This is a genomic window from Dyella sp. LX-66 (assembly GCF_018599165.1).
Taxonomy (GTDB): Bacteria; Pseudomonadota; Gammaproteobacteria; order Xanthomonadales; family Rhodanobacteraceae; genus Dyella_D; species Dyella_D marensis.
Genome location: NZ_JAHFVJ010000006.1, coordinates 189849 through 210586 on the forward strand (window position 1 = coordinate 189849; position 20738 = coordinate 210586).

At 67.3% G+C, this 20738-nt stretch carries 17 protein-coding genes; 11 read left to right on the forward strand and 6 right to left on the reverse strand.

The window, feature by feature from the left end; translation table 11 throughout:
- Positions 1-30 precede the first annotated feature (30 nt).
- From KK141_RS13665 to KK141_RS13680, 4 genes are all read right to left on the reverse strand, one after another.
- Complete coding sequence (locus KK141_RS13665) at positions 31-1059, reverse strand: fimbrial protein (protein WP_214569984.1); 1029 nt, start codon at positions 1057-1059, stop codon at positions 31-33.
- Entirely contained in the window at positions 1059-3830 is a 2772-nt protein-coding gene (locus tag KK141_RS13670) for a fimbria/pilus outer membrane usher protein (RefSeq protein ID WP_214569983.1), read from the reverse strand. The genes KK141_RS13665 and KK141_RS13670 overlap by 1 nt, the downstream gene beginning before the upstream one ends.
- On the reverse strand, positions 3827-4564 hold the full coding sequence (locus KK141_RS13675; protein ID WP_214569982.1) for a molecular chaperone: 738 nt from the start codon (positions 4562-4564) through the stop codon (positions 3827-3829). Before KK141_RS13675 ends, KK141_RS13670 begins: the two co-directional genes overlap by 4 nt.
- Positions 4565-4697: 133 nt before the next feature.
- Positions 4698-5231: a fimbrial protein gene (locus KK141_RS13680; protein WP_167255022.1), complete on the reverse strand. Its 534-nt coding sequence runs from the start codon at positions 5229-5231 to the stop codon at positions 4698-4700.
- 442 nt (positions 5232-5673) lie between these two features.
- On the opposite strand from KK141_RS13680, the gene KK141_RS13685 reads away from it, so the two are divergent.
- The 6 genes from KK141_RS13685 to KK141_RS13710 are packed head-to-tail and all read left to right on the forward strand — an operon-like array spanning position 5674 to position 11802.
- Positions 5674-6282, forward strand: a complete 609-nt coding sequence (locus tag KK141_RS13685) for a hypothetical protein (RefSeq protein WP_214569981.1) — start codon at positions 5674-5676, stop codon at positions 6280-6282.
- A 4-nt stretch (positions 6283-6286) separates the two neighbouring features.
- Positions 6287-6493 carry a helix-turn-helix transcriptional regulator gene (locus KK141_RS13690; RefSeq protein WP_214569980.1) on the forward strand — a complete coding sequence of 69 codons (207 nt, stop codon included), beginning with the start codon at positions 6287-6289 and terminating at the stop codon, positions 6491-6493.
- Positions 6494-6547: 54 nt separating this feature from the next.
- Complete coding sequence (locus tag KK141_RS13695; RefSeq protein ID WP_214569979.1) at positions 6548-8125, forward strand: alpha/beta hydrolase; 1578 nt, start codon at positions 6548-6550, stop codon at positions 8123-8125.
- Positions 8122-8856, forward strand: coding sequence for an ATP-binding cassette domain-containing protein (locus KK141_RS13700; protein ID WP_214569978.1), 735 nt, complete (start codon positions 8122-8124; stop codon positions 8854-8856). Before KK141_RS13695 ends, KK141_RS13700 begins: the two co-directional genes overlap by 4 nt.
- The gene (locus KK141_RS13705) at positions 8853-10058 is read left to right on the forward strand and encodes an ABC transporter permease (protein WP_214569977.1); all 1206 of its coding nucleotides are present in this window, start codon (positions 8853-8855) and stop codon (positions 10056-10058) included. The genes KK141_RS13700 and KK141_RS13705 overlap by 4 nt, the downstream gene beginning before the upstream one ends.
- Before the next feature lie 43 nt (positions 10059-10101).
- Positions 10102-11802: a Zn-dependent hydrolase gene (locus KK141_RS13710; protein ID WP_214569976.1), complete on the forward strand. Its 1701-nt coding sequence runs from the start codon at positions 10102-10104 to the stop codon at positions 11800-11802.
- 118 nt (positions 11803-11920) lie between these two features.
- Here the strand turns inward: KK141_RS13710 and KK141_RS13715 are convergent, their stop codons facing one another.
- Positions 11921-12127, reverse strand: a complete 207-nt coding sequence (locus KK141_RS13715) for a DUF465 domain-containing protein (RefSeq protein WP_214569975.1) — start codon at positions 12125-12127, stop codon at positions 11921-11923.
- Positions 12128-12267: 140 nt separating this feature from the next.
- Between KK141_RS13715 and ttcA the strand changes: the two genes are divergently transcribed.
- The 5 genes from ttcA (at position 12268) to KK141_RS13740 (ending at position 17458) form a co-directional block, all read left to right on the forward strand.
- Positions 12268-13140: a tRNA 2-thiocytidine(32) synthetase TtcA gene (gene ttcA, locus KK141_RS13720; RefSeq protein ID WP_214569974.1), complete on the forward strand. Its 873-nt coding sequence runs from the start codon at positions 12268-12270 to the stop codon at positions 13138-13140.
- A gap of 28 nt (positions 13141-13168) precedes the next feature.
- Positions 13169-14371 (forward strand): amino acid aminotransferase, encoded by a 1203-nt coding sequence (locus KK141_RS13725; RefSeq protein WP_214569973.1) that lies wholly within the window; start codon positions 13169-13171, stop codon positions 14369-14371.
- Between the two features lie 109 nt (positions 14372-14480).
- Complete coding sequence (locus tag KK141_RS13730) at positions 14481-15842, forward strand: DUF2252 family protein (RefSeq protein WP_214569972.1); 1362 nt, start codon at positions 14481-14483, stop codon at positions 15840-15842.
- A gap of 108 nt (positions 15843-15950) precedes the next feature.
- On the forward strand, positions 15951-16508 hold the full coding sequence (locus tag KK141_RS13735; protein WP_214569971.1) for a hypothetical protein: 558 nt from the start codon (positions 15951-15953) through the stop codon (positions 16506-16508).
- Positions 16509-16555: 47 nt separating this feature from the next.
- Complete coding sequence (locus tag KK141_RS13740; RefSeq protein ID WP_214569970.1) at positions 16556-17458, forward strand: helix-turn-helix transcriptional regulator; 903 nt, start codon at positions 16556-16558, stop codon at positions 17456-17458.
- Here the strand turns inward: KK141_RS13740 and KK141_RS13745 are convergent.
- Positions 17435-20485, reverse strand: coding sequence for a TonB-dependent receptor (locus KK141_RS13745; RefSeq protein WP_214569969.1), 3051 nt, complete (start codon positions 20483-20485; stop codon positions 17435-17437). The two genes, KK141_RS13740 and KK141_RS13745, sit on opposite strands and share 24 nt — an antisense overlap.
- Between the last annotated feature and the right edge of the window lie 253 nt (positions 20486-20738).

Consider the following 20738-nt stretch of genomic DNA (forward strand, 5'->3'; position numbering starts at 1 on the left):
GGCTGGCCGTGCTGACTGGCGCCCGCGGCGCTACTGGTAGGTCAGCGTGTAAGTAGCCGTCGCCGTCACCTGGCCGCTGCCGGCCGGCGTGGCGGTCAGGTAGTACTGCGCGTAGTACGGAATGCTCAGCGTGCCGTTGGGCGTGGCGCCCAGCGACTTGGCCGTGTTGAACGTCACCGGATTGCGGCTGCCATCGAGCAGGCGCACGCCCACGTTCGCCGCCTTGCCGGTGCCGGTGGCCGGCGCGATCACGCCGGCGCCGGTGCCCGGCGTGGACGTGGTCAGCGTGATGGACACGTTCGAGCCGGACTGGCAGCTGAGGTTGATCTTGAACGCCGTGGTCGCGGCGGTGGCGCCGACGGCCGTCAGCGCGCTGGTGCTCACTGGCGGCAGGGCCACGTTGAGCGTCTGCGAATCGGTATTTACCGAGCAGGCGATCACGCTGACATTGCCGCCGCTGAAGGTGAGGCTGGACAGCGGGCCGACGCTGGAGGTCTTGCCGTAGATGTACCAGTAGAACTGCATGAGCTGGATCGAACCCAGCGCACCGGGTGTGATCGGGCCGGTCTTGACCAGCTTGGCGGTGAAGGTCGAGGTCGCGCTGTTGCTGCTGGGCGGATAGTTGACCGTCACCGGCTCGAAGCCGGCGGTGCTGCCGGGGCCGCAGCGCAGGCAGGACTGGGCGTCGGCCTGCACCGGCGACGCGGTGACCACCAGTGCCACGCCAGGCACGTTGGTGGCGAAGGAGATGCCGGCGCTGGTGGTCGAATCCGACGCGTCGCGCGGCGCGAGGTTGCCCGCCTGCATCGTCACCACCTTGCCCTGCGTGGTGTTGTCGTAGGGCATGCCGGTGCAGCTGATGGTGATGCCGGCATTGCCGGACGTGCCCAGCACCGTGCCCAGCGGCGCGCTTGGCGACACGCTGACGTCGCCGATGGTCAACGTGTTGTTGCTGATGCTGCAGTTCACCGCCGCGCTGGCGCCCAGCGGCAGCAGGCACAGCAGCAGCGCCAGCAGGCACAGGCCGCCGATGCGGCGCGAAAGGCGCAAGGCACGCATCACTGGTGACTCCCGTTGCCCGACACCGCCGCGGTGCAGGTGGCGTCGAACTTCTGGTAGCTGTCCGCCGCGCCCTTGGCGGCAGCGGGCAATTGATAGGGGAACTGGCAGCGCAGCGCGTTTTCGTCGGCATCCTGCCACTGCACGCTCAGCACGCCGCGGTCGCCCGCGACGCGGGCCAGGATACGCCCGGCCTGGCCGACCACGCCCACGTTCTTGCCGTTCTCGTCCACCACTTCGGCGCCGAACGGCACCACGCGGCCGTCGGCCTGCTTCACGCGCACGATCATCGAGCGGCCGCTTTCGGTCTTGTAGCGCAGCATCACCACTGCGCCGGCATGCGGCGCCGTTTCGGCGCTGGTGCTTTCCATCTGCACCGACAGCGGCAGGCCCTTCGGGTCGATCTGCACGGTGTTGCGGTTGTACGGCGTGAGATAGGGCACCAGCGCGTAGCCGGCGCCGTTGATGCGCACGCCGGCGGCATTGAGCACGCGCGCGCCCTTGGCGTCCGGCGCGGAGACGATCGCCACGGTGTCGCCCATCGGCTGGCCGAAGGTCACGCCGCCCGGATGCGCCACCACGGAGCCGGCCACGGTGACCGAGGCCTGCGAGTAGCCGCTGCCCTTGCCGTAGCTGGCGTTGAACTGCGCGAACGGGCTGCGGTAGCCGCCGTACACGGTGCCGGCGTTGCTGGAATCCGTGCCGTTGCCGCCGTTGTCGTGCGTGGCGGTGGCGCCGTAGCTGTATTCGTTGTCGACGCCGGCGGTGCCGCTCAAGGTGCCCTGGGCCAGCGAATGGCCGCTACTGTCGTGGCTGACCGTGGCGCCGAAGGTCGGCGCGTGCACGCTGTCGCCCAGCGGCAGCGAGATGCTGGCGAAGAACTGGTTGCTGAAGCGGCCGTTGACGTCGCGCACGCGGGTCGCCGACAGGTTGTAGCTCAGGCGGCGGAACACGTTGTTGTAGCCCACCTGGAACTGCACGTCGGTGCCGCTGCGGCTCCAGTAGTCCACCGCGGAGCCGGTGACGTAGACGGTGCCGCCGCTCTGGCCCAGGCGCTGGTTGACGTTGATGTCGAAGCGGCTGCGCTGGCGGTCGAGCTGGCGGGTGAAGCTGGTGAAGCTGTTGGACGCGCCCTGCAGCGCCTGGCGCTGCTCCGGCGTGAGCAGGTCCGGCGTGCTCACGCCGTTGATGGTGGTGAGCGTGGTCGGGTCGACGTAGCGGTAGCCGCGCGCGATGTCGCGGGTCAGCAGCGCGTCGCGCAGGCCCAGGTAGCCGCTGGTGGAATAGCGGTAGGTGGCCACGCTGAAGGACGTGTTGCTCTCCGGGATGATCTTGCTGTAGCTCAGCCGCACGCTCTGGCCGTCCTGGCTGGACTGGCCGGGGATCTCGGTGCGCGCCGCGGTGACGTCCAGCGCGATCGCGCCGTAGTGCGTGTTGAACGCGCCGCCCACCTGCACCGCGCCGTAGCCGGAGGTGCCGACGATGCCGGCATAGCCGGTGAGCAGATTGCTGAAACCGTGCTGCACGGTGGCCTGCGCGATCGCCGGCTTGGCGTGGATCGAGGTGTCGTGCAGCTCGCCGGCCACCACCGAGAAGCGCGTGACGCCCGGGCGCAGCAGCTGCGGCACCGAGGCATACGGCACGGTGAAGTTGCGGATGCGGCCGTCGGCTTCGGTAACGGTGACATTGAGGTCGCCGCCGTAGCCGGTGGAATAAAGATCCGAGATCACGAACGGGCCCGGCGCCACCGTGGTTTCGTACAGCACGATGCCGTTCTGGCGCACCGTCACCTTGGCGTTGGACTCGGCCACGCCGCGCACGGTCGGCGCGTAGCCGCGCAGCGAATCGGGCAGCATGCGGTCGTCGGTGGCGATCTGCACGCCGCGGATGCTGACGCTGTCGAACAGCTCGCCGCCGGTGTACGAATCGCCGATGGTCATCTGCGCGCGCAGCGAAGGCAGGTCGCGGCGCAGATAAGTGTCGATGTTTTCCCAATGGCGGCGCGACGGTGCGCCGGCGGCGCCGGACTGCATCATCAGCGTCGAATCGTGGCGAAGCTGCCAGCCGCCGAGGTTGATGCCGGTGTTGAGGCCGAGGAACGACGAAGTCTGGCTGACGCCGCCGTTGCGCGTGCGGTAGCTGTTGAAGCTGTAGTTGAGCAGGGCGGCGTTGACGCCGCGGTCCCAGTTCTCCGGGCTCACGTAGCCGCGCGCGCGGGTGCCCAGCCAGGCCTGCGGCACGCTCACGTCCAGGCGCAGGTTCGGCTGGTCGAAGTTCATGCTGGCCGCGTCGATCAGGCTGCCGATGTCGACGCAGCCCTGCGCGTCGTTGAGCTTCGCCTGCTGCTCGGCGGACAGCTTCTGCAGCGGCAGGCCGAGGCGGTCGAACAGTTCCTTCGACAGGCAGGGGATGGCGTTGGCATCGGGCTTGGGCGAGGCGAAGCGCACGTCGCCGCGCGCCACCCAGGCGCCGTTGAGAAAGATGTCGGTGCGGTAGACGCCGGGCACCACGATGGTGCCGCGCTCGAAGCGCGAGAGGTCGCCGGTGTTGCGTCCGGCGCCCGAAAGCAAGTTGCGGTCGAAGCTCGCTTCCACCGGCGCCGAGGCGTCGGCGCCGGAAGCGGCCGCGCCATTCGCCGCCGCCGGTGCCGCGGCGAGCGCGCCCAGGCTCCAGCCGCCCAGCGCGCCAGCGATCGCCAGGCACAGCAGCGCGCGCCGGCCACAGTGGCCGCCGCTGCGGTCGCTGCCGTGGCTGGCGCGCAGGAAGCTCACGGGGCGACGGCGCCCGTGTAGCTGTCGGCGGCGCCGAAATCGTTGATCGCGGTGAACTTCACCACGCTGCCGGCAGCGGGCTTCGGCGCGCCGTCATGCAGCAGCAGGCGCAGGTCCGACAGCGGCGCGACCATGCCCAGCTCCGCGGCGACGGCCTTGCCGCCGACGCTCACGCTGAGCTCGGAAATGGTGACGTGGAATGGCGTGGGGTTGTGCGCCACCAGCGCCTTGCCGTCGGCGTCGACCTTCCAGGTCAGCTGCGACGGCGCCTTCAGCGGATCGCCCTGCAGGCCGGCCGGGCGGTAGAACAGCTTCAGGCGCGAACGCAGCGCCAGCTGCAGCATGTTCTGGCCCTCGGCCTGCGGGCCGGTGGGCTTGGGCGGCACTTCCAGCACGTTGAGCCAGAACAGCGACTCGCGGTCGGCCGGCAGCTGCTCGTGCGTGTAGACGATGCGCAGGCTCTGCTCCTTCTTCTGCTCCATGCGGAACAGCGGAGGAGTGATCAGGAACGGCACATCGACGGATTCGGGGGTGGAATGCACATCGCCGCGGTCGATCCACGACTCGACCAGCACGGGGTGGTCGTTGTCGTTGGTCAGGCGCACGGTCACTTCGCCATCCTTCGCGGGGAAGACCACGCGGGTGCCGCCGATCAATACATTGGCGTGCGCGGCCGGAGCGCCGAGACACAGGGCCAGCAGGCCCGCGCCCAGGGCGCAGACAAACTTCCTCATGGATTTCCCTCGCTGCGAACTTGAGATGCTCCGCCGGTGGCGGCGGAGTGGGCGCCGGAACCGCATGGGGTCGAACCCCATGGGTTCCGGCGCGGACTTGCCTCTTGCAACTAACCGCCTAGCCGGGCGGGACTTACTGGTAAAGCATCGTGAACTGCACGGAGGTCGTCACGTTGCCGGCGCCAGCGGCGGCGGTCGCGAAGTACTGCGCGTAGTAGTTCAGGTTGCCGGCGCCGCTGGTCAGGGCGACCTGCTGCGAGTTCTGGGTCGAGGCCGTGCCGGCCAGGTTGATCGCGCTGAAGTCGCTGTTGAGCAGCTGCACTTCCACGCCGGTGGCGCTGCCGCCGTTCTTCAGGTTGCCGTCGGCCATGATGGTCGGACCCGGCTCGAAGAAGGTCTGGGCCTTGGTCAGCGAGCCGCAGTTGCTCAGGGCCAGCGCGAAGGCGGTGCGGCCGGCGGTCGTGCCGGCGGCGCTCAGCGAGGTGGTCGACACGGTCGGCAGGGTCACGTTGACCGTGGCCGGGCTGTTGGCGCCGTTGATCTTGCAGGTGGAGGCGTTGACGGAGCCGGTGATGTTGATGGTGCCGTCGGCGGCCGAGGCCTGGTTCGGGGCCAGGGCGGCAAAGCCCAGGGCGGCGATCAGGGCGGTGGCGAGAACGTTCTTCATGGGTATGCCTTTGTCCTTAACGGGTTTTTGGTTGAGTACGGCAGTGATTGCGCTCCGGACGCGGGCTTGGTTTCTCGTCCCCCTGCGTCTTTCTCCGAGGGGCGGGCGCTGCCGGCGCTTCCCTCGTTGGCGATGGGCCTATGCAGAAGCCATGCCAAAAAAACGTGACCTAGTTGACACTTAATTCTGAGAACAGTCTCTCAGAATTTTCCTACCTCTTATTAAGGAACGTCAAAATTTTGTCGAGGTCATTGAAGGTCAAAAAGTGACCTCAGTGGGCCAAGTCCTTGCCCATACGCAAAAAATCGTACAAACCCGCGTGTTTACAGTTCTCGTGTCAAGCGTGCTTGACATGGATTCGGACCTTGCCTAGCATCTTGTCAAGCTTGCTTGACATGACTGGCGTTCAATACGCAGGGGAACGGGGCTTATGGAGGGGACGATGGAAGGTCTGACCAAGCGCATGGCAGCGTGGCCGGCATGGAGCCGGCGTCTCCTGCACGGGGTGCTTTTCGCCGGGTATTTCGGCGTGGTGGCGCTGATGAAGTGGCTGCACGGCACCGGCGAGCGATTGCTGGTGCTGGCCCTGCTGGTGGGCCTGACCTGGCTGGTGGTCTACGTATCGCGCGCCACCCACTGTGCGGAAGCGGGCGGCGACATGCGCCGCGAAGACCGCCGCTACTTCGCCGAATTCATGCCCGCCATGGCGGTGTACTTCGCGCTGATGCTGTTCGTCTGGCCGCAGCACAAGACCATCGACACCATCTGGCTGAAGGCGCTGGTGGCGGTGTCGCCGGCCCTGCCGGTGGCGGCCATGGCGCTGTCGCTGTTTCGCTACGTCACCGGCAGCGACGAATTCATGCAGCGCCTGCATGTGCAGGCGCTGGCGATTGCCGCCGGCGTGGTGGCGGTGGTCAGCGTCGCGGTCGGTTTTCTTGCCGCGGCCAAGGTGGTGAACCTGGACGGCGGCGTGCTGCTGCTGGTGTTCCCCGGGCTGATGCTGGTCTACGGCCCGACCTTGGCCTGGGCCAAGCGCCGCTACCGCGACTGACGCGATGGAGAACCGGGTACGCGAACTGCGCGCCGAGCGCGGCTGGTCGCAGGCCGACCTGGCCACGCGGCTGGACGTGTCGCGGCAGACCGTCAACGCCGTGGAAACCGGCAAGTACGACCCCAGCCTGCCGCTGGCGTTCAAGATCGCGCGGCTGTTCGAGCAGCCGATCGAAGCGATCTTCCAGCCGGGCGGCGAGGCGGGGCACTGAATCATTGGGGATGACAGCGGCCGCACGGCCGCATGAGCGAGGGGAAGACAAGCAATGGCCATCAAGGGACGCACCATGGTGCGCATCGCCGCCGTCGCGCTGGGGTTGGGCGCGCTGGCCTGGAACCAGTTCCATGCGCGCGGCGGCGGCAACGACGCTGCCGCCGCGGACGACAGCACGCCGGCTGCCGCGGCATCTGCGGCGCCGGCCAAGCCGGAAACCTGGCAGCTCGGTTCGCTCACGCTGACGCCGTGCGAGCTGGGCCAGCCCAACAGCGGCATGACCACCGCGGCGTGGTGCGCGCCGTTCGAGGTGCCGGAGAACCGCGACGACCCGCATAGCCGCAAGATCAAGCTGAAGTTCGGCGTGATCCGCAGCAGCGCCCAGATCGCCACCGACGACATGGTGGTGCTGCTGGCCGGCGGCCCCGGCCAGGCGGCCACCGAAACCTGGCCCGGCGTGGCGCCCGCGCTGCGGCCGCTGCTGGCGCACCGCCACGTGCTGCTGCTCGACCAGCGCGGCACCGGCGGTTCCAATCCGCTGACCTGCAAGCCAGCGGAAGCGAAGCCGGGCAGCGACGAAGAGCTCGCCTTCGACCCCGCCAAGCTGCGCGCCGAAACCGCGGCCTGCCTCAAGCAGCTCGAAGGCAAGGCCGACCCGCGCTACTACACCACCACGGTGGCCACGCAGGATCTGGAAGACCTGCGCCATGCGCTGGGTTCGCCGCGCTTCGACCTGGTCGGCGTCTCCTACGGCACCCGCATGGCCCAGCAGTACCTGATGCGCCATCCGGATGCGGTGCGCGCAGTGGTGCTCGACGGCGTGGTGCCGAACGAACTGGTGCTGGGCGAAGACTTCGCGCAGAACCTGGAAAGCGCGCTCAAGGCGCAGTTCGCGCGCTGCACGGCGGACAAGGCCTGCCACGAGCGCTTCGGCGACCCCTACCAGACGCTGTACCAGCTGCGCGACGCGCTGCGCGCCAATCCGCACCAGGTCAGCTTCCGCGATCCGCAGAACTACCAGAGCGTGCAGCGCGTGCTGAGCGAATACTCGCTGGCCAGCGTGGTGCGCATGTTCGCCTACTCGCCGATCACTGCCGCGCTGCTGCCGGTGTCGATCGACGCCGCCGCGCACGGCGACGTCGGCCCGCTGCTGGGCCAGGCCAAGCTCCTGTCGGGCGATCTGTCGGACACCATGAACGGCGGCATGCAGTCCTCGGTGATCTGCAGCGAGGACGCCGACCTGTTCACGCCGCGCCCGCAGGACGCGCACTCCATGCTCGGCACCCGCGTGCTCGACACCTTGCAGGCGGTGTGCTCGGTATGGCCCAAGGGCACGCGCCCGGCCGACTTCCACCAGCCGGTGAAGAGCGACAAGCCCGCCCTGCTGTTCTCCGGCGAATACGACCCGGTGACGCCGCCGGCCTATGGCGACACCGTGCTGAAGGGTTTCGCCAATGGCCGCCATTTCGTGCTGAAGGGGCAGGGCCACAACGTGGTGACGGCCGGCTGCGCGCCGGAACTGCTCAAGCATTTCGTGGAAGACCTGGCGCCGGCCAAGCTGGATGCGAAGTGCCTGGAGCGCCTGCAAGCCACCCCGCAATTCATCGATTTCAACGGAGCCGCGCCATGATCGAGGTGAAGGACCTGCACAAGGCATTCGGCACGGTCAAAGCCGTCGACGGCGTGGGCTTCACCGCGCGCGACGGCGAGATCACCGGCCTGCTCGGCCCCAACGGCGCCGGCAAGACCACCACGCTGCGCATGCTGTACACGCTGATGAAGCCGGACCGCGGCCAGATCCTGGTCGACGGCATCGACGCCACCGCCGATCCGCTGGCGGTGCGCCGCCAGCTCGGCGTGCTGCCCGACGCGCGCGGCCTGTACAAGCGCCTGACCGTGCGCGAGAACATCGACTACTTCGCGCGCCTGCAAGGCCTGCCCGAAGACGAACTGGCCACGCGCCGCGAGGCGCTGATCAAGGCGCTGGAGATGGAAGAGATCGCGGACCGCCGCACCGAGGGCTTCTCGCAGGGCCAGCGTGTGAAGACCGCGATCGCCCGCGCGCTGATCCACGACCCGCGCAACGTGATCCTGGACGAACCGACCAACGGCCTGGACGTGATGGCTACCCGCGCGCTGCGCCAGTTCATGCAGAAACTGAAGGCGGAAGGCCGCTGTGTGCTGTTTTCCAGCCACATCATGCAGGAGGTGGGTGCGCTGTGCGATCGCATCGTGGTGATCGCGCACGGCCGCGTGGTGGCTGACGAATCCCCGCAGGCGCTGCGCGAGCAGACCGGCGCGGCGAACCTGGAGGATGCCTTCGTGAAGATCATCGGCAGCGAGGAGGGCCTCGCCGCATGAACACCGTTGCCTACAAGGCGCGCCGCGCCAACGCTTTCCTTACCGTGTTCCTGAAAGAAGTGCGCGAAAACCTGCGCGACCGCCGCACCCTGATCAGCGCCTTGCTGACCGGTCCGCTGCTGGGGCCGCTAATCTTCGTGATGCTGGTGAAGGCCTCGCTCAACCGCGAGCTGGAGAAAGCCGAGCAGCCGCTGAAGGTGCCGGTGATCGGCGCCGAGTACGCGCCCAACCTGGTCAATGCGCTGAAGGCCGGCGGCGTCGTGCCGCAGCCGGGCATCGGCAACCCCGAGCAGGCCGTGCGCAAGCAGGATGCCGACGTGGTGGTGCGCATCAGTCCGGATTACCCCGCGGCGTGGCGCAAGGGCGAGCCGGTGCAGGTGGAAGTGCTGTTCGACTCCTCGCGCAGCGACACCAATACGCCGGTGGAGCGCGTCAGCAAGCTGGTGGAAGGTTATGCGCGGCAGCAGGGCGCGATGCGGCTGGTGGCGCGCGGCCTGTCGCCCGGCACCGCCTGGCCGATCGCCGTGGCGAAGCGCGACCAGGCCACGGCGCAGGCGCGCGGCGTGCTGATGTTCGGCATGCTGCCGTACTTCTTCATCATCACCATGTTCATGGGCGGCATGTATCTGGCGATCGACCTCACCGCGGGCGAGCGCGAGCGGCAGTCGCTGGAGCCGCTGTTCGCCAATCCGGTGGCGCGCTGGAAGATCCTCACCGGCAAGCTGGCGGCGATCTGCGCGTTCTCCGGCGTGAGCCTGGTGATCAGCCTGGTGGCGTTCGCCCTGGTCGGCCGGCTGGTGCCGACCGAGAAGCTGGGCATGGAGCTGGACCTGGGCGTGCATTTCGGCTCGCACGTGTTCCTGCTGATGCTGCCGCTGCTGTTGCTGCTGGCGGTGCTGCAGTCGCTGGTGGCCGCCTTCGCCAAGAGCTACCGCGAGGCGCAGACCTACGTGTCGCTGCTGATGTTCGTGCCGGCGCTGCCGAGCCTGCTGCTGACCTTCATGCCGATCAAGGCGCAGAGCTGGATGTACGCGGTGCCGGTGCTGGGCCAGCACCTGGGCGTGATGCGCCTGCTGCGCGGCGACGCGGTCGACATGCAGCAGCTGGCCACCTGCGTGCTGGGCACCCTGGCCGCGGCGCTGCTGCTGTTGCTGGTGACGATGCAGCTGTACCGCTCGGAGCGCCTGGCGATCTCCTCCTGAGCTGCGGGTACCATGGGGGTTTCCCGGACTTGAGGAAGCCCCCATGCGTTACCGCCTGCTCGCCGTGAGCCTCGCCGCCGCCCTGGCCGGCTGCAGCTCGTCCCACCAGGACGCCGCCGCTCCGGCGGAACCCAAGCCCGCCCCGGCCGCCACCGCCCCGGCCCAGCCGGCGCCGCCGTCCACCGACGCGGACCTGGCCAAGCAGCGCATGGGCGACTACGCCACGGTGAAGCTGAGCGCCGATCTCTCCGGCTTCGACGACAAGCAGAAGCAGATGCTGGCCCTGCTGGTGCAGGCGGCCGACGTCACCAACAGCCTGTACTGGCAGCAGTCCTGGGGCGACAAGGCGGCGCTGATGCAGCGCATTCCCGACGAGGACACGCGCCGCTATGCCGAAATCAACTATGGCCCCTGGGACCGCCTGCATGACGACCAGCCCTTCGTCGCCGGCATCGGCCCGCGCCCGGCCGGCGTGCAGTTCTATCCCGCCGACATGGGCAAGGACGAATTCGAAAAGGCGGACCTGAAGGACAAGGCCTCGCTCTACACCCTGCTGCGCCGCGATGCGCAGGGCAAGCTGATGACCGTGCCCTTCCACGAAGCCTACAAGGCGGACCTGGAAAAGGCCGCCGGCCTGCTGCGCCAGGCGGCGGAGCTTTCGGCCGACAAGGACTTCGCCAATTACCTCAAGCTGCGCGCCGACGCGCTGCTCAGCGACGAATACCGCAAGAGCGACTTCGCCTGGATGGCGATGAAGAAGAACCCGGTCGACATCGTGATCGGCCCGATCGAAACCTACGAAGACCAGCTGTTCGGCTACAAGGCCAGCTACGAAAGCTATGTGCTGGTGAAGGACCAGGCCTGGAGCGAGAAGCTTTCGCGCTTCGTCAAATACCTGCCGGAACTGCAGCGCGAGCTGCCGGTGGAGGCGAAATACAAGGCCGAAAAGCCCGGCTCCGACGCCGACCTCAACGCCTACTTCGCCGTGTACTACGCCGGCGACGCCAACGTCGGCGCCAAGACCATCGCGATCAACCTGCCCAACGACGAGGAAGTGCAGCTGAAGAAGGGCACGCGCCGCCTGCAGCTGGAAAACGTGATGCAGGCGAAGTTCGACAAGATCATGCTGCCGATCGCCAGGGAGCTGATCGCCGACGACCAGCAGTCGCACCTCACCTTCGACGCGTTCTTCGAGAACACCATGTTCCACGAGGTGGCGCACGGCCTCGGCATCAAGAACACCTTGACCGACAAGGGCCTGGTGCGTGCCGCGCTGAAGGATCAGGCCTCGAGCTTCGAGGAAGGCAAGGCCGATATCCTGGGCCTGTACATGATCAGCAAGCTGGCCGAGAAGGGCGAGCTGGACAAAGCCAAGCTGATGGACAACTACGTCACCTTCCTGGCCGGCATCCTGCGCTCGGTGCGCTTCGGCGCCAGCGACGCGCATGCGAAGGCGAACATGGTGCGCTTCAACTTCTTCAAGCAGCAGGGCGCCTTCAGCCGCGATCCGGCGACAGGCCGCTACCACGTGGACTTCGACAAGATGACCGCGGCGATGAACGCGCTGTCGGCGAAGCTGCTGACCATCCAGGGCGACGGCGACTACGACACCGCCAAGAAGCTCACCGACAGCATGGGCAATGTCGATGCCGAGCTGGCCGGCGACCTGAAGAAGCTGGACGGGGCGAAGATCCCGGTGGATATCGTGTTCGAGCAGGGCCTGGACGTGCTGGGCCTGCGTTGAAGCATCGCCGTAGGTTGGGGTGAGCCGCAGGCGAACCCCAGCATCGCGGCACGGCAGGGACCGTAACGTTGGGGTTCGCCTGCGGCTCACCCCAACCTGCGCCAGCTGGCAGGGGGCGTCAGGCGTCGAGATCGGGAATCAGCCGGCTTTCCAGCCTGGCGATCGCATCCTTAAGCAGCAATTTCCGCTTCTTCATCCGCGTCAGCTGCAGTTCGTCGCGGCCCATGGCCACGGCCAGGGCGTCGATGGCGATATCCAGATCGCGGTGCTCGACGCGCAGCTCGGCCAGCAGATGGGCAATCTCGGCGGGATCCTGGACCTGCATGGGCGGCGGCTGGCGGCTGGCGAAAGGACGAAACCCGAGTGTACTCCGCCGGGCCGGGGCCGGTGGAGTTGCCGGAAGGCAGGGCGGGGGCGGGGCAGGGCCGCTACAATGGGCGGCCACTCGCTCGCCGATGCCATTCCATGTCCGCCCCGCCCGAAGCCACCCGCAAGCAGCAGTACGAGGCCGCCAAGCTGGCCAAGCGCCTGCGCCACCAGGTTGGCCAGGCCGTCGCCGACTTCAACATGATCGAGGACGGCGACAAGGTGATGGTGTGCCTGTCCGGCGGCAAGGACTCCTACACCTTGCTGGACATCCTGCTGTCCCTGCAGGCCAAGGCGCCGGTGCGCTTCGAGTTGATCGCGGTGAACCTCGACCAGAAGCAGCCGGACTTTCCCGAGCACGTGCTGCCGGACTACCTCACCGCGCGCGGCGTGCCGTTCCACATCATCGAGCAGGACACCTACAGCACGGTGACCCGCGTGATCCCGCAGGGCAAGACCATGTGCAGCCTGTGCTCGCGCCTGCGGCGCGGCGCGCTGTACGCCTGGGCCGCGGCCAACGGCATCACCAAGATCGCGCTGGGCCACCATCGCGACGACATCCTCGGCACGTTTTTCCTAAATCTTTTTCACCAGGCCAGCCTCAAGGCGATGCCGCCGAAGCTGCGCTCGGACGACGGCCGCCACGTGGTGATCCGCCCGCTGGCGTACTGCAAGGAAAGCGACATCGCCGAGTACGCGCAGCTGCAGCAGTTTCCGATCATCCCGTGCAACCTGTGCGGCTCGCAGGAGAACCTGCAGCGCAAGGTGGTCAGGCGCATGCTGGAGGATTGGGAGAAGCAATACCCCGGCCGCAGCGAGACCATGTTCCGCGCGCTGGGCGCGGTCGTTCCCTCGCAGCTGGCCGACCGCAACCTGTTCGATTTCGCCTCGCTCGGCGCGCGCGAAGGCGCGTCCCGCGCGGACGCGCACCGGTGGCTGGCCGGTGCGCCCGAAGAACCAGCCGAAGCCTGATCCCTCCCCCTCACTTGCGAGTAACGCCGTGTCGCACTTTGCATCCGTTGAAATGACTCCGGGCGATCCGATCCTGGGACTCACCGAGGCCTACCTGGCCGATGCGCGCCCGGGCAAGGTCAACCTTGGCGTGGGCATCTACTACGACGAACAGGGACGGATCCCGCTGCTGCGTGCGGTGCACCAAGTGGAACAGCGCCTGGCGCAGGAAGCGAAGCCGCGCGGCTACCTGCCGATCGACGGCCTGCCGGCCTACACCCAGGGCACGCAGAAGCTGGTGTTCGGCGCCGAATCGCCGCTGCTGGCCGCCGGCCGCGTTGCCACCTCGCAGACCATCGGCGGCAGCGGCGCGTTGCGCGTGGGCGCGGACGTGCTGAAGAAGGCGCTGCCGAAGGCCAAGATCGCCATCAGCAACCCGAGCTGGGAAAACCATCGCGTGGTGTTCCTCGCCGCCGGCTTCGAGGTGGTCGAATACACCTACTACGACCCGCAGACCCACGGCCTGAATTTCGCCGGCATGCTGGCGGACCTCGGCAAGCTGGAACCGGGCACCGTGGTGCTGCTGCACGCCTGCTGCCACAACCCCACCGGCGTGGACCTCAACGCCGAACAATGGCAGCAGGTGGTCGAGGTGGTGAAGGAGCGCCAGCTGCTGCCCTTCATCGACATGGCCTACCAGGGCTTCGACCAGGGCATCGACGCCGACGCCACCGCGGTGCGCCTGTTCGCCGCATCGGGCCTGGAGTCCTTCGTGGTCACCAGCTCGTATGCCAAGTCGTTCTCGCTGTACGGCGAACGCGCCGGCGCGCTCACCTTCGTCGCCGCGGACCGCGACGAAGCCCTGCGCGTGCAGTCGCTGGTCAAGCGCACCATCCGCTCGATCTATTCCAGCCCGTCCACCCACGGCGGCGCCCTGGTGGCCGGCGTGCTCAACAGCCCCGAGCTGCGGGCGATGTGGGAGCAGGAGCTGGGCGAGATGCGCGAGCGCATCCACGCGATGCGTGCCGGCATGGTGGAGAAGCTGGCGGCGCACGGCGCACCGCAGTTCGGCTTTATCCAGCAGCAGGCCGGCATGTTCTCCTACTCGGGCCTGAGCAAGGCCCAGGTGGATCGCCTGCGCGACGAGTACGCCATCTATGCGATCGGCACCGGCCGCATCTGCGTGGCGGCGCTGAACCGTTCCAACCTGGACACGGTGGCCGCGGCGGTGGCGGCGGTCAGCAAAACTTAAGCGCAAGAACGCACGTCACATCGGCGTCACTGGCGACAGTTTCAATTCCGCTTCGACCCGAGGCGCGGCTTTACGGCCGCGCCTTTTTCTTGCCTGGAGGAAAGTCGCGATGAAGAGAGCATGGATCGTCCTGTCCACCGCCGCCCTGCTGTGCGCTTCGGCCGCGCATGCCGCCAGTACGCGCACCAGCTGGGTGGTGTCGCAGGTGTATGGCTACAACCATCCGTTCGCCGCCACCGACAGCGCGGAGCTCGGCACCAAGATGTCGACCATGGCGGCCAGCGCGTTCAATTTCTATCGCGGTACCGCGCATATCTTCTACCAGGACATGCAGACCCTGCCGGCGTCCAGCTACGCCACCACGCAGACCGGCTACACCTGGATCGGCGGCGACGCGCACATCGGCAACTTCGGCGCCTGGCAGGACAGCGGCGGCAACACCGTGTTCTCGGTGGACGATTTCGACGAGGGGTATCTCGGCCAGTACGTGTGGGACCTGCGCCGCCTCGCCACCAGCATGGTGCTGGCCGGCCGCGCCAACGGCCTGGCCGACAGCGACATCAAGACCGCGATCAACACCATGGTTGGCGCCTACGCCGACAAGATGGACGACTTCATGGGCAGCAGCGCCGAGTTGAGCTTCCAGCTCAAGAACGGCAATACCTCCGGCGCGGTGAACGACACCATCGCCAAGTCCAAGGGCGATGCGCGTTCCGATCTGCTGGCGAAGTACACACAGGTGAGCGGAAGCACGCGCCAGTTCCAGACGATCGCCGGCACGCTGGCCACCGTCGACAGCACCACTTACAGCAACATCGCCGCGGCGGTCGGCGGCTACGTCAGCACCATCGCCTCGTCCAAGCGCTACGCCGCCAGCTACTACCAGGTGAAGGACATCCGCCAGAAGCTCGGCTCCGGCATCGGCAGCCTGGGCCGGTTGCGCTATTACGTGCTGGTCGAAGGGCCGTCCACGTCCAGCTCGGACGACGTGATCCTGGAAGTGAAGCAGGAAGTGTCCAGCGCCGTCGCCGAAGTCGACAACGGCCAGCTGCCGGCCGCCGACTACAACCACCACGAAGGCGACCGCGTGGCGATGACCGCCAAGGCGCAGACCTTGAACGCCGACGTGCTGGTGGGCTACGCGACGATCAACGGCATGACCTTCTACGTGCACGAGAAGTCGCCCTACGCGGAAGACTTCGATCCGACCAAGCTGAGCAGCGCCGGCAAGTTGAACACGGCCGCCACCTATCTGGGCCAGGCGCTGGCCTCCGCGCACGCCATCTCCGACCAGGACTACGACAGCAGCATCGTGCCGTACAGCATCGACAAGCAGGTCACCAACGCGGTGAGCAGCAAGAGCGGCCTGGAGTCGGAAATCGCCACCTTCGCGTTCGGCTATGCCGACCAGGTAAATCTGGACTGGCAGTCCTTCGTCGGCGCGTACAACGCCGGCACGCCGCTGTACTGATGGCAGGCGCGCCGATTACCTGCGAAGTAATTGGCGCGCCGCGGCTGCGCGCATAGATTGAGCCTCCACCCCGTCAGCTCCGGCGGGGTGTCTTGAAGAGGACCCGCTATGCCAGCCTTTCCCATCCATACGATCGCCTCCGCACCGGAGCCGTCCAGGCCGTCGCTGGAAGCGTTGCAAGACACCTTCGGCATGATTCCGAATATCGCCGCTGCGATGTCCACCTCGCCCGTACTGATCGGCAGCCTGGTGGGGCTGTTCGGCAAGGTGCACGGTGGAAGCTTTTCCGAGCGGCAGATTCAAGTGGTGCTGCTTACCAATGCGGTGGCCAATGCCTGCTCCTGGGCCGTAGCCTTCCATTCCTTCCTGGCGGTGACAGAAGGCATCGACGTGGCCGAGGTCGATGCCATCCGCGCGCGCCGGATGCCGCGGGATCCGGGCCATGCCGCGCTTTCCGTTCTGGCCGGCACGCTTATCGAAAAGCGAGGCCATCTGGACGATCACGACATGTCCGCGTTCCTGCAGGCGGGCTTTGGCAGGGACCATCTGCTGGAAGTGATCGCCATCGTGGCCGCGTCGGCCATCACCAACTACACCGGCAATGTCACGCGGCCGCCGCTGGAGCACGCTTTCGAGGCCTGGCGCTGGGACGGCTCGCCTGCCTGATGGCGACTGTCGCTACTATCGCCGGCATGCGTGCTGCGGAGAGCGACATGGCTACGGTTCGCACCGATCAGGCCGGTTCATCCCACGATCTTGGGCGTCTGCTCCGCCACTGGCGCGACGTGCGCGGCGCCAGCCAGCTGCAGCTGGCGCTCGATGCCGGCATGTCACAGCGGCATGTGAGCTTTATCGAAAGCGGCCGCAGCATGCCGAGCCGGCAGGCCTTGACCAGCATCGTCCAGGCGCTGGATGTGCCGTTGCGCGAGCGCAACGCGGTATTCCTCGCGGCCGGCTATGCGCCGGTCTATTCGGAGGCGTCCTGGGATGCCGCGGAGATGCAGGGCATTACGCGCGCGCTCGACCGCATGCTTCGCCAGCACGATCCTTATCCGGCGGTAGTGATGGACCGCTATTGGAACGTGCTCACCGCCAATGCGTCGTCGCCGCGCTTCTTCGGTTCGTTTGTCGACATGGCGGCGCGCACGGGGCCGCGCAATATGCTGCACCTGCTGTTCGACCCCGCCGGCATGCGGCCCTTCGTGGTGAACTGGGAAACGGTGGCCGGCAGCCTGATCCAGCGCGTCTACCGCGAAGCCATCGGCGGCGTGCTGGACGAGCGGAGCGAGGCCTTGCTGGACGCGCTGTTTGCTTATCCCGGGGTCGATGCGTCGTGGCGGTTGCGCGGATCGCTCGCCTCCGCCCCGGATCTGCCGATGATTCCGATGGGCTTCGCGAAGGACGGCAAGGTGCTGCACTACTTTTCGATGGTCACCACGGTGGGTACGCCGCAAAGCGTAGCCGCGCAGGAGTTGCGCATCGAATCGATGTTTCCCGCGGACGAGGAAACGGAGGCGTTCCATGCCAGCGCGTTTCCTGCGATCACGCCGGCCCGCGGTAGCCGAGCCACCGCGGAGCCGGCGCCCGCGACCTCAGTAGTCGTAGCTCACGCTTAAGCGCACATAGCGCGGCAGCTGCCGCGACGTCGGTGTGCCGTACAGCGGATTGGCCTTGTTCGGCGAGGACTCCCCGTTCGGGAAGATCGCCAGCACGCGCTGCTCGTTCAGCGCGTTGAACACGTTGGCGCTGAAAGCCAGCCGGCTGGCCGCGAAGGCAGGCCGGTAGCTCACGCCCAGATCCAGCTGGCGGATCCACGGCAGCCGGCCCTGGCTGCCGGGCGGCGAGGCTTCGCCGAAGCAGAAGTGATAGCTGTTGCCATAGCCGGCCGGGTCGGCGCGATCCGGACCGTAATAGCCCAGGCAGGGCTTGGGCGCGCCGGCGATCAGGCTGAGGTTGGCCGAGACCAGCCATTCCGGCGTGAGCTGGTAGTAGCCGAAGAACTTCAGCTGGTGCTTGTGATCGTTGTTCTGCGCGCCGTTGCTGTAGGCCATGATCCAGGAGTTATCCCAGTCCTGCGTGGTCGACACCGCGGTCTGGCCGGTGCCGCGCGATTCGCGGTACAGGTCCGAGCGCAGCTGGCCCTCGGTATTGCCGTAGCTGCGCGAGAACACGTAGGTGAGCTTGCCGTACCAGCGTCCGTCGAACGGATGTTCCAGGAAGGTTTCCAGCCCGTAGTACTTGCGCTTGAGCGTGGGGAAGCCGAATTCCGCATTGCTGAGCGGCACGCTGACATAGCGCCCGGACGTGTCGACCAGGGTGAAGGTATTGGCCTTGCCGGGATTGAACAGCCAGCAGCTCACCGGATTGCTGGACGTGGTGACGTCGTAGCCCAGCGACTGCGCCTTGGCCAGCACGCGGTCGATATCGCAGTAGTCGTCGATCGCGCTGCGCAGCACGCGCTGGGTGAGCTTGGCGCCGTAGACCCAGTCGGTGCCGGCGGTCTTGGTGAAGCCGAGGATGAACTCGTCCTGGTACTCGGGCCTCAGATCCTGCGTGCTCACCGTCTTCGGGTCGGGCAGGATGCCGAACGCATTGTTGGCCGACACCGGACCCGACATCGCGGTCAGCCCGGTGGGCGTGCCGTCGGCGGCGATGCCGCTGTAGGTGTAGTACTGCGAGGTGCTGACGTAGGCGCCCGCGGCATTGAGCGAAGGATTCAGCGGCAGGCCGAGGTAGTAGCGGCCCGCATTGCCGTAGATCTTGAAGCTGGAATCGCCGTAGACGTCCCAGGCGAAGCCCAGGCGCGGCGCCCACTGCGGCTTGTGCTGGGTGATATAGGCCTGGCCGTCGGCGTTGTAGTTGCGGAACTGGTCGTTGCGCACGCCGATGGAGAGCAGCCAGCGCTCGGTGAGCTGCCATTTGTCTTCGATGTATTGCGCGCGCTGGCTGGAGCGCACGGTGGCCAGGCTGTTGGCCACGGTCTTGACCACGTAGTAGCCCTGCGCGCCGTTCGGGAAGCCGCCCGTGGCCGGCACGCCCAGGCCGGTGGACAGCGGCGTGTTCGGATCGGCCTGGTCGTAGGCCCAGTAATAGCCGGGGCCGGAGGTGTTGGAGCCCTGGTTGAGCGCCTTCGCGGTCTGGTTGTCGATGCCCGCGCTTAAAGTATGGTCGCCGAGCTTGTAGGTCAGGTCGATGCGCGTATTGGTGGTGCGATTGCCGCGGCCCGGATCGAACAGCGAGACGATGGTCTGGCTGTTGCCGCGGCCGACGCCGCCGTTGAGCGCGGGGTTCTGGTTGGTCACGCCGTCGACGTAAGTGAGCGACGGGTCGTAGCCGCCCGGCACGTCGTAGTCGGAGGTTTTCATGCGGCCGTACTGCGCGGTGAGCGTGAGCGCGTCGGTGAGATAGCCGGTGTACTTGGCCGTGTACACGTCGCCGCCGCTCTTGATGTTGTCGTCCGCGCCGATGCGCGCGCCCTGCACGCGGTTGACGTAGTCGTAGCGGTAGATGGTGCCCGAGCTGTCGTACTTGTCGGAGGCGCCGGTGACTTCGAGGATGTGGTTGTCGGTGATGTTCCAGTCCAGCTTGGCGTACCAGCGCGGGTCGTTCTGGCGATAGTCCACATAGGGCTTGCCGGAGAGAAAACCGCTGACCGGGTTCACCGTGTTGCCTTCCTGCCGCTCGTATTCGCCGGCGACGAACAGGAACAGCTTGTCCTTCACCAGCGGGCCGCCGGCGTAAGCGCTGACCGTGGTGGTCCAGCTGCGGTCGGCGCTGTCCGGTGCGTAGAGATCGCCGGCGACCGGCGTGGCCGGCAGGCCGCTTTCGTAGAAGCGGTCGCGCTGGCGCGCGCGTGCAAACGCCGGCTCCCACAGCACCTGCGTGCCGAAGTGCCATTGGTTGGTACCGCGCTTGCCCACCACGTTGATGACGCCGCCGTCGGAGCGGCCGTACATTGCGCTGTAGCCGCCGGTGTAGACCTCCTGCTGGTCGATCGCGCCGTAGGGCAGGGTGAGTCCGCCGAAGCCGCGCAGCGGGTCGGTGGTGTTGAAGCCGTTGACGTAGTACGCGTTCTCGCTGGCCGAGGAACCGCCGAAGCTCACCAGCGACTGCCCGGTGGGCCCGCTGAAGCTGCCGCCGTTGTTCACCACGCCGGGCGCCAGCAAGGCGATGGCTTCGGAGCTGCGGCCCAGCGGCACCTTGGCGAGCTGGTCGGACGTGACCACGGTGCGCGAGTCGACGCTGGACACGTCGATCGCCGGCAAGGCATTCGCGGTGACGCTGACGCCGCCGAGGTTCTGCGCCGACACCGCGCCGGCGAACGAGACCTCGGTGCCCGCGCCCACGCGGATCGCGATGTTGTCGCGCGTTTCCACCGCCTGGCCTTGCCGCTGCAAGGTCACCGTATACGTGCCCAGCGGCAGCTGCGCGACGCTGTAGCGGCCCTTGTCGTCCAGCGGCACCTCGCGGCTCAGGCCCGTGCCGCTCTTGATCAAGACGCTGTCGCCCTGGCCCGCCGCGACCTGGCCGAAGATGCCGCCGGTGGTGGCCTGCGCGAGCGCGCCGCCGCTGATGCACAGGCCGATGGCCAGCGCCAGGAATCGTTTGCCGCCCGAGTTGCCGTTCGTCGCCGAGTTCGTCATTGCGTCGTGCTCTCCCCATTGAGCGGGCGCGCAAGCTCCCCGCGGACATGGCATGCCGCGGCTAAGCCTGCGGTGCCCGCAGTGCCTGGATGGTGCTGTTCAATCCGATGGATGGTCGAAAGCGACGCTGTCGGAAGCCGCTGACGCGGCCGACGCTTTTCGCTCGAGACATGACCGCGCAACTTCTCCCAGAATGTTGCGATGCGGCATGCGAGTCCGTTATAGCGAAAAGTTTTTTGGATGTATAGATGGC

Coding starts and splice junctions, on each gene's coding strand:
- KK141_RS13715 (WP_214569975.1), bottom strand. CDS start 12,127: ATGCAGGTCCAGGATCCCGCCGAGATTGCCCATCTGCTGGCCGAGCTG.
- KK141_RS13700 (WP_214569978.1), top strand. CDS start 8,122: ATGATCGAGGTGAAGGACCTGCACAAGGCATTCGGCACGGTCAAAGCC.
- KK141_RS13705 (WP_214569977.1), top strand. CDS start 8,853: ATGAACACCGTTGCCTACAAGGCGCGCCGCGCCAACGCTTTCCTTACC.
- KK141_RS13685 (WP_214569981.1), top strand. CDS start 5,674: ATGGAAGGTCTGACCAAGCGCATGGCAGCGTGGCCGGCATGGAGCCGG.
- KK141_RS13730 (WP_214569972.1), top strand. CDS start 14,481: ATGAAGAGAGCATGGATCGTCCTGTCCACCGCCGCCCTGCTGTGCGCT.
- KK141_RS13695 (WP_214569979.1), top strand. CDS start 6,548: ATGGCCATCAAGGGACGCACCATGGTGCGCATCGCCGCCGTCGCGCTG.
- KK141_RS13675 (WP_214569982.1), bottom strand. CDS start 4,564: ATGAGGAAGTTTGTCTGCGCCCTGGGCGCGGGCCTGCTGGCCCTGTGT.
- ttcA (WP_214569974.1), top strand. CDS start 12,268: ATGTCCGCCCCGCCCGAAGCCACCCGCAAGCAGCAGTACGAGGCCGCC.
- KK141_RS13740 (WP_214569970.1), top strand. CDS start 16,556: ATGGCTACGGTTCGCACCGATCAGGCCGGTTCATCCCACGATCTTGGG.
- KK141_RS13690 (WP_214569980.1), top strand. CDS start 6,287: ATGGAGAACCGGGTACGCGAACTGCGCGCCGAGCGCGGCTGGTCGCAG.
- KK141_RS13745 (WP_214569969.1), bottom strand. CDS start 20,485: ATGACGAACTCGGCGACGAACGGCAACTCGGGCGGCAAACGATTCCTG.
- KK141_RS13735 (WP_214569971.1), top strand. CDS start 15,951: ATGCCAGCCTTTCCCATCCATACGATCGCCTCCGCACCGGAGCCGTCC.
- KK141_RS13710 (WP_214569976.1), top strand. CDS start 10,102: ATGCGTTACCGCCTGCTCGCCGTGAGCCTCGCCGCCGCCCTGGCCGGC.
- KK141_RS13665 (WP_214569984.1), bottom strand. CDS start 1,059: ATGCGTGCCTTGCGCCTTTCGCGCCGCATCGGCGGCCTGTGCCTGCTG.
- KK141_RS13680 (WP_167255022.1), bottom strand. CDS start 5,231: ATGAAGAACGTTCTCGCCACCGCCCTGATCGCCGCCCTGGGCTTTGCC.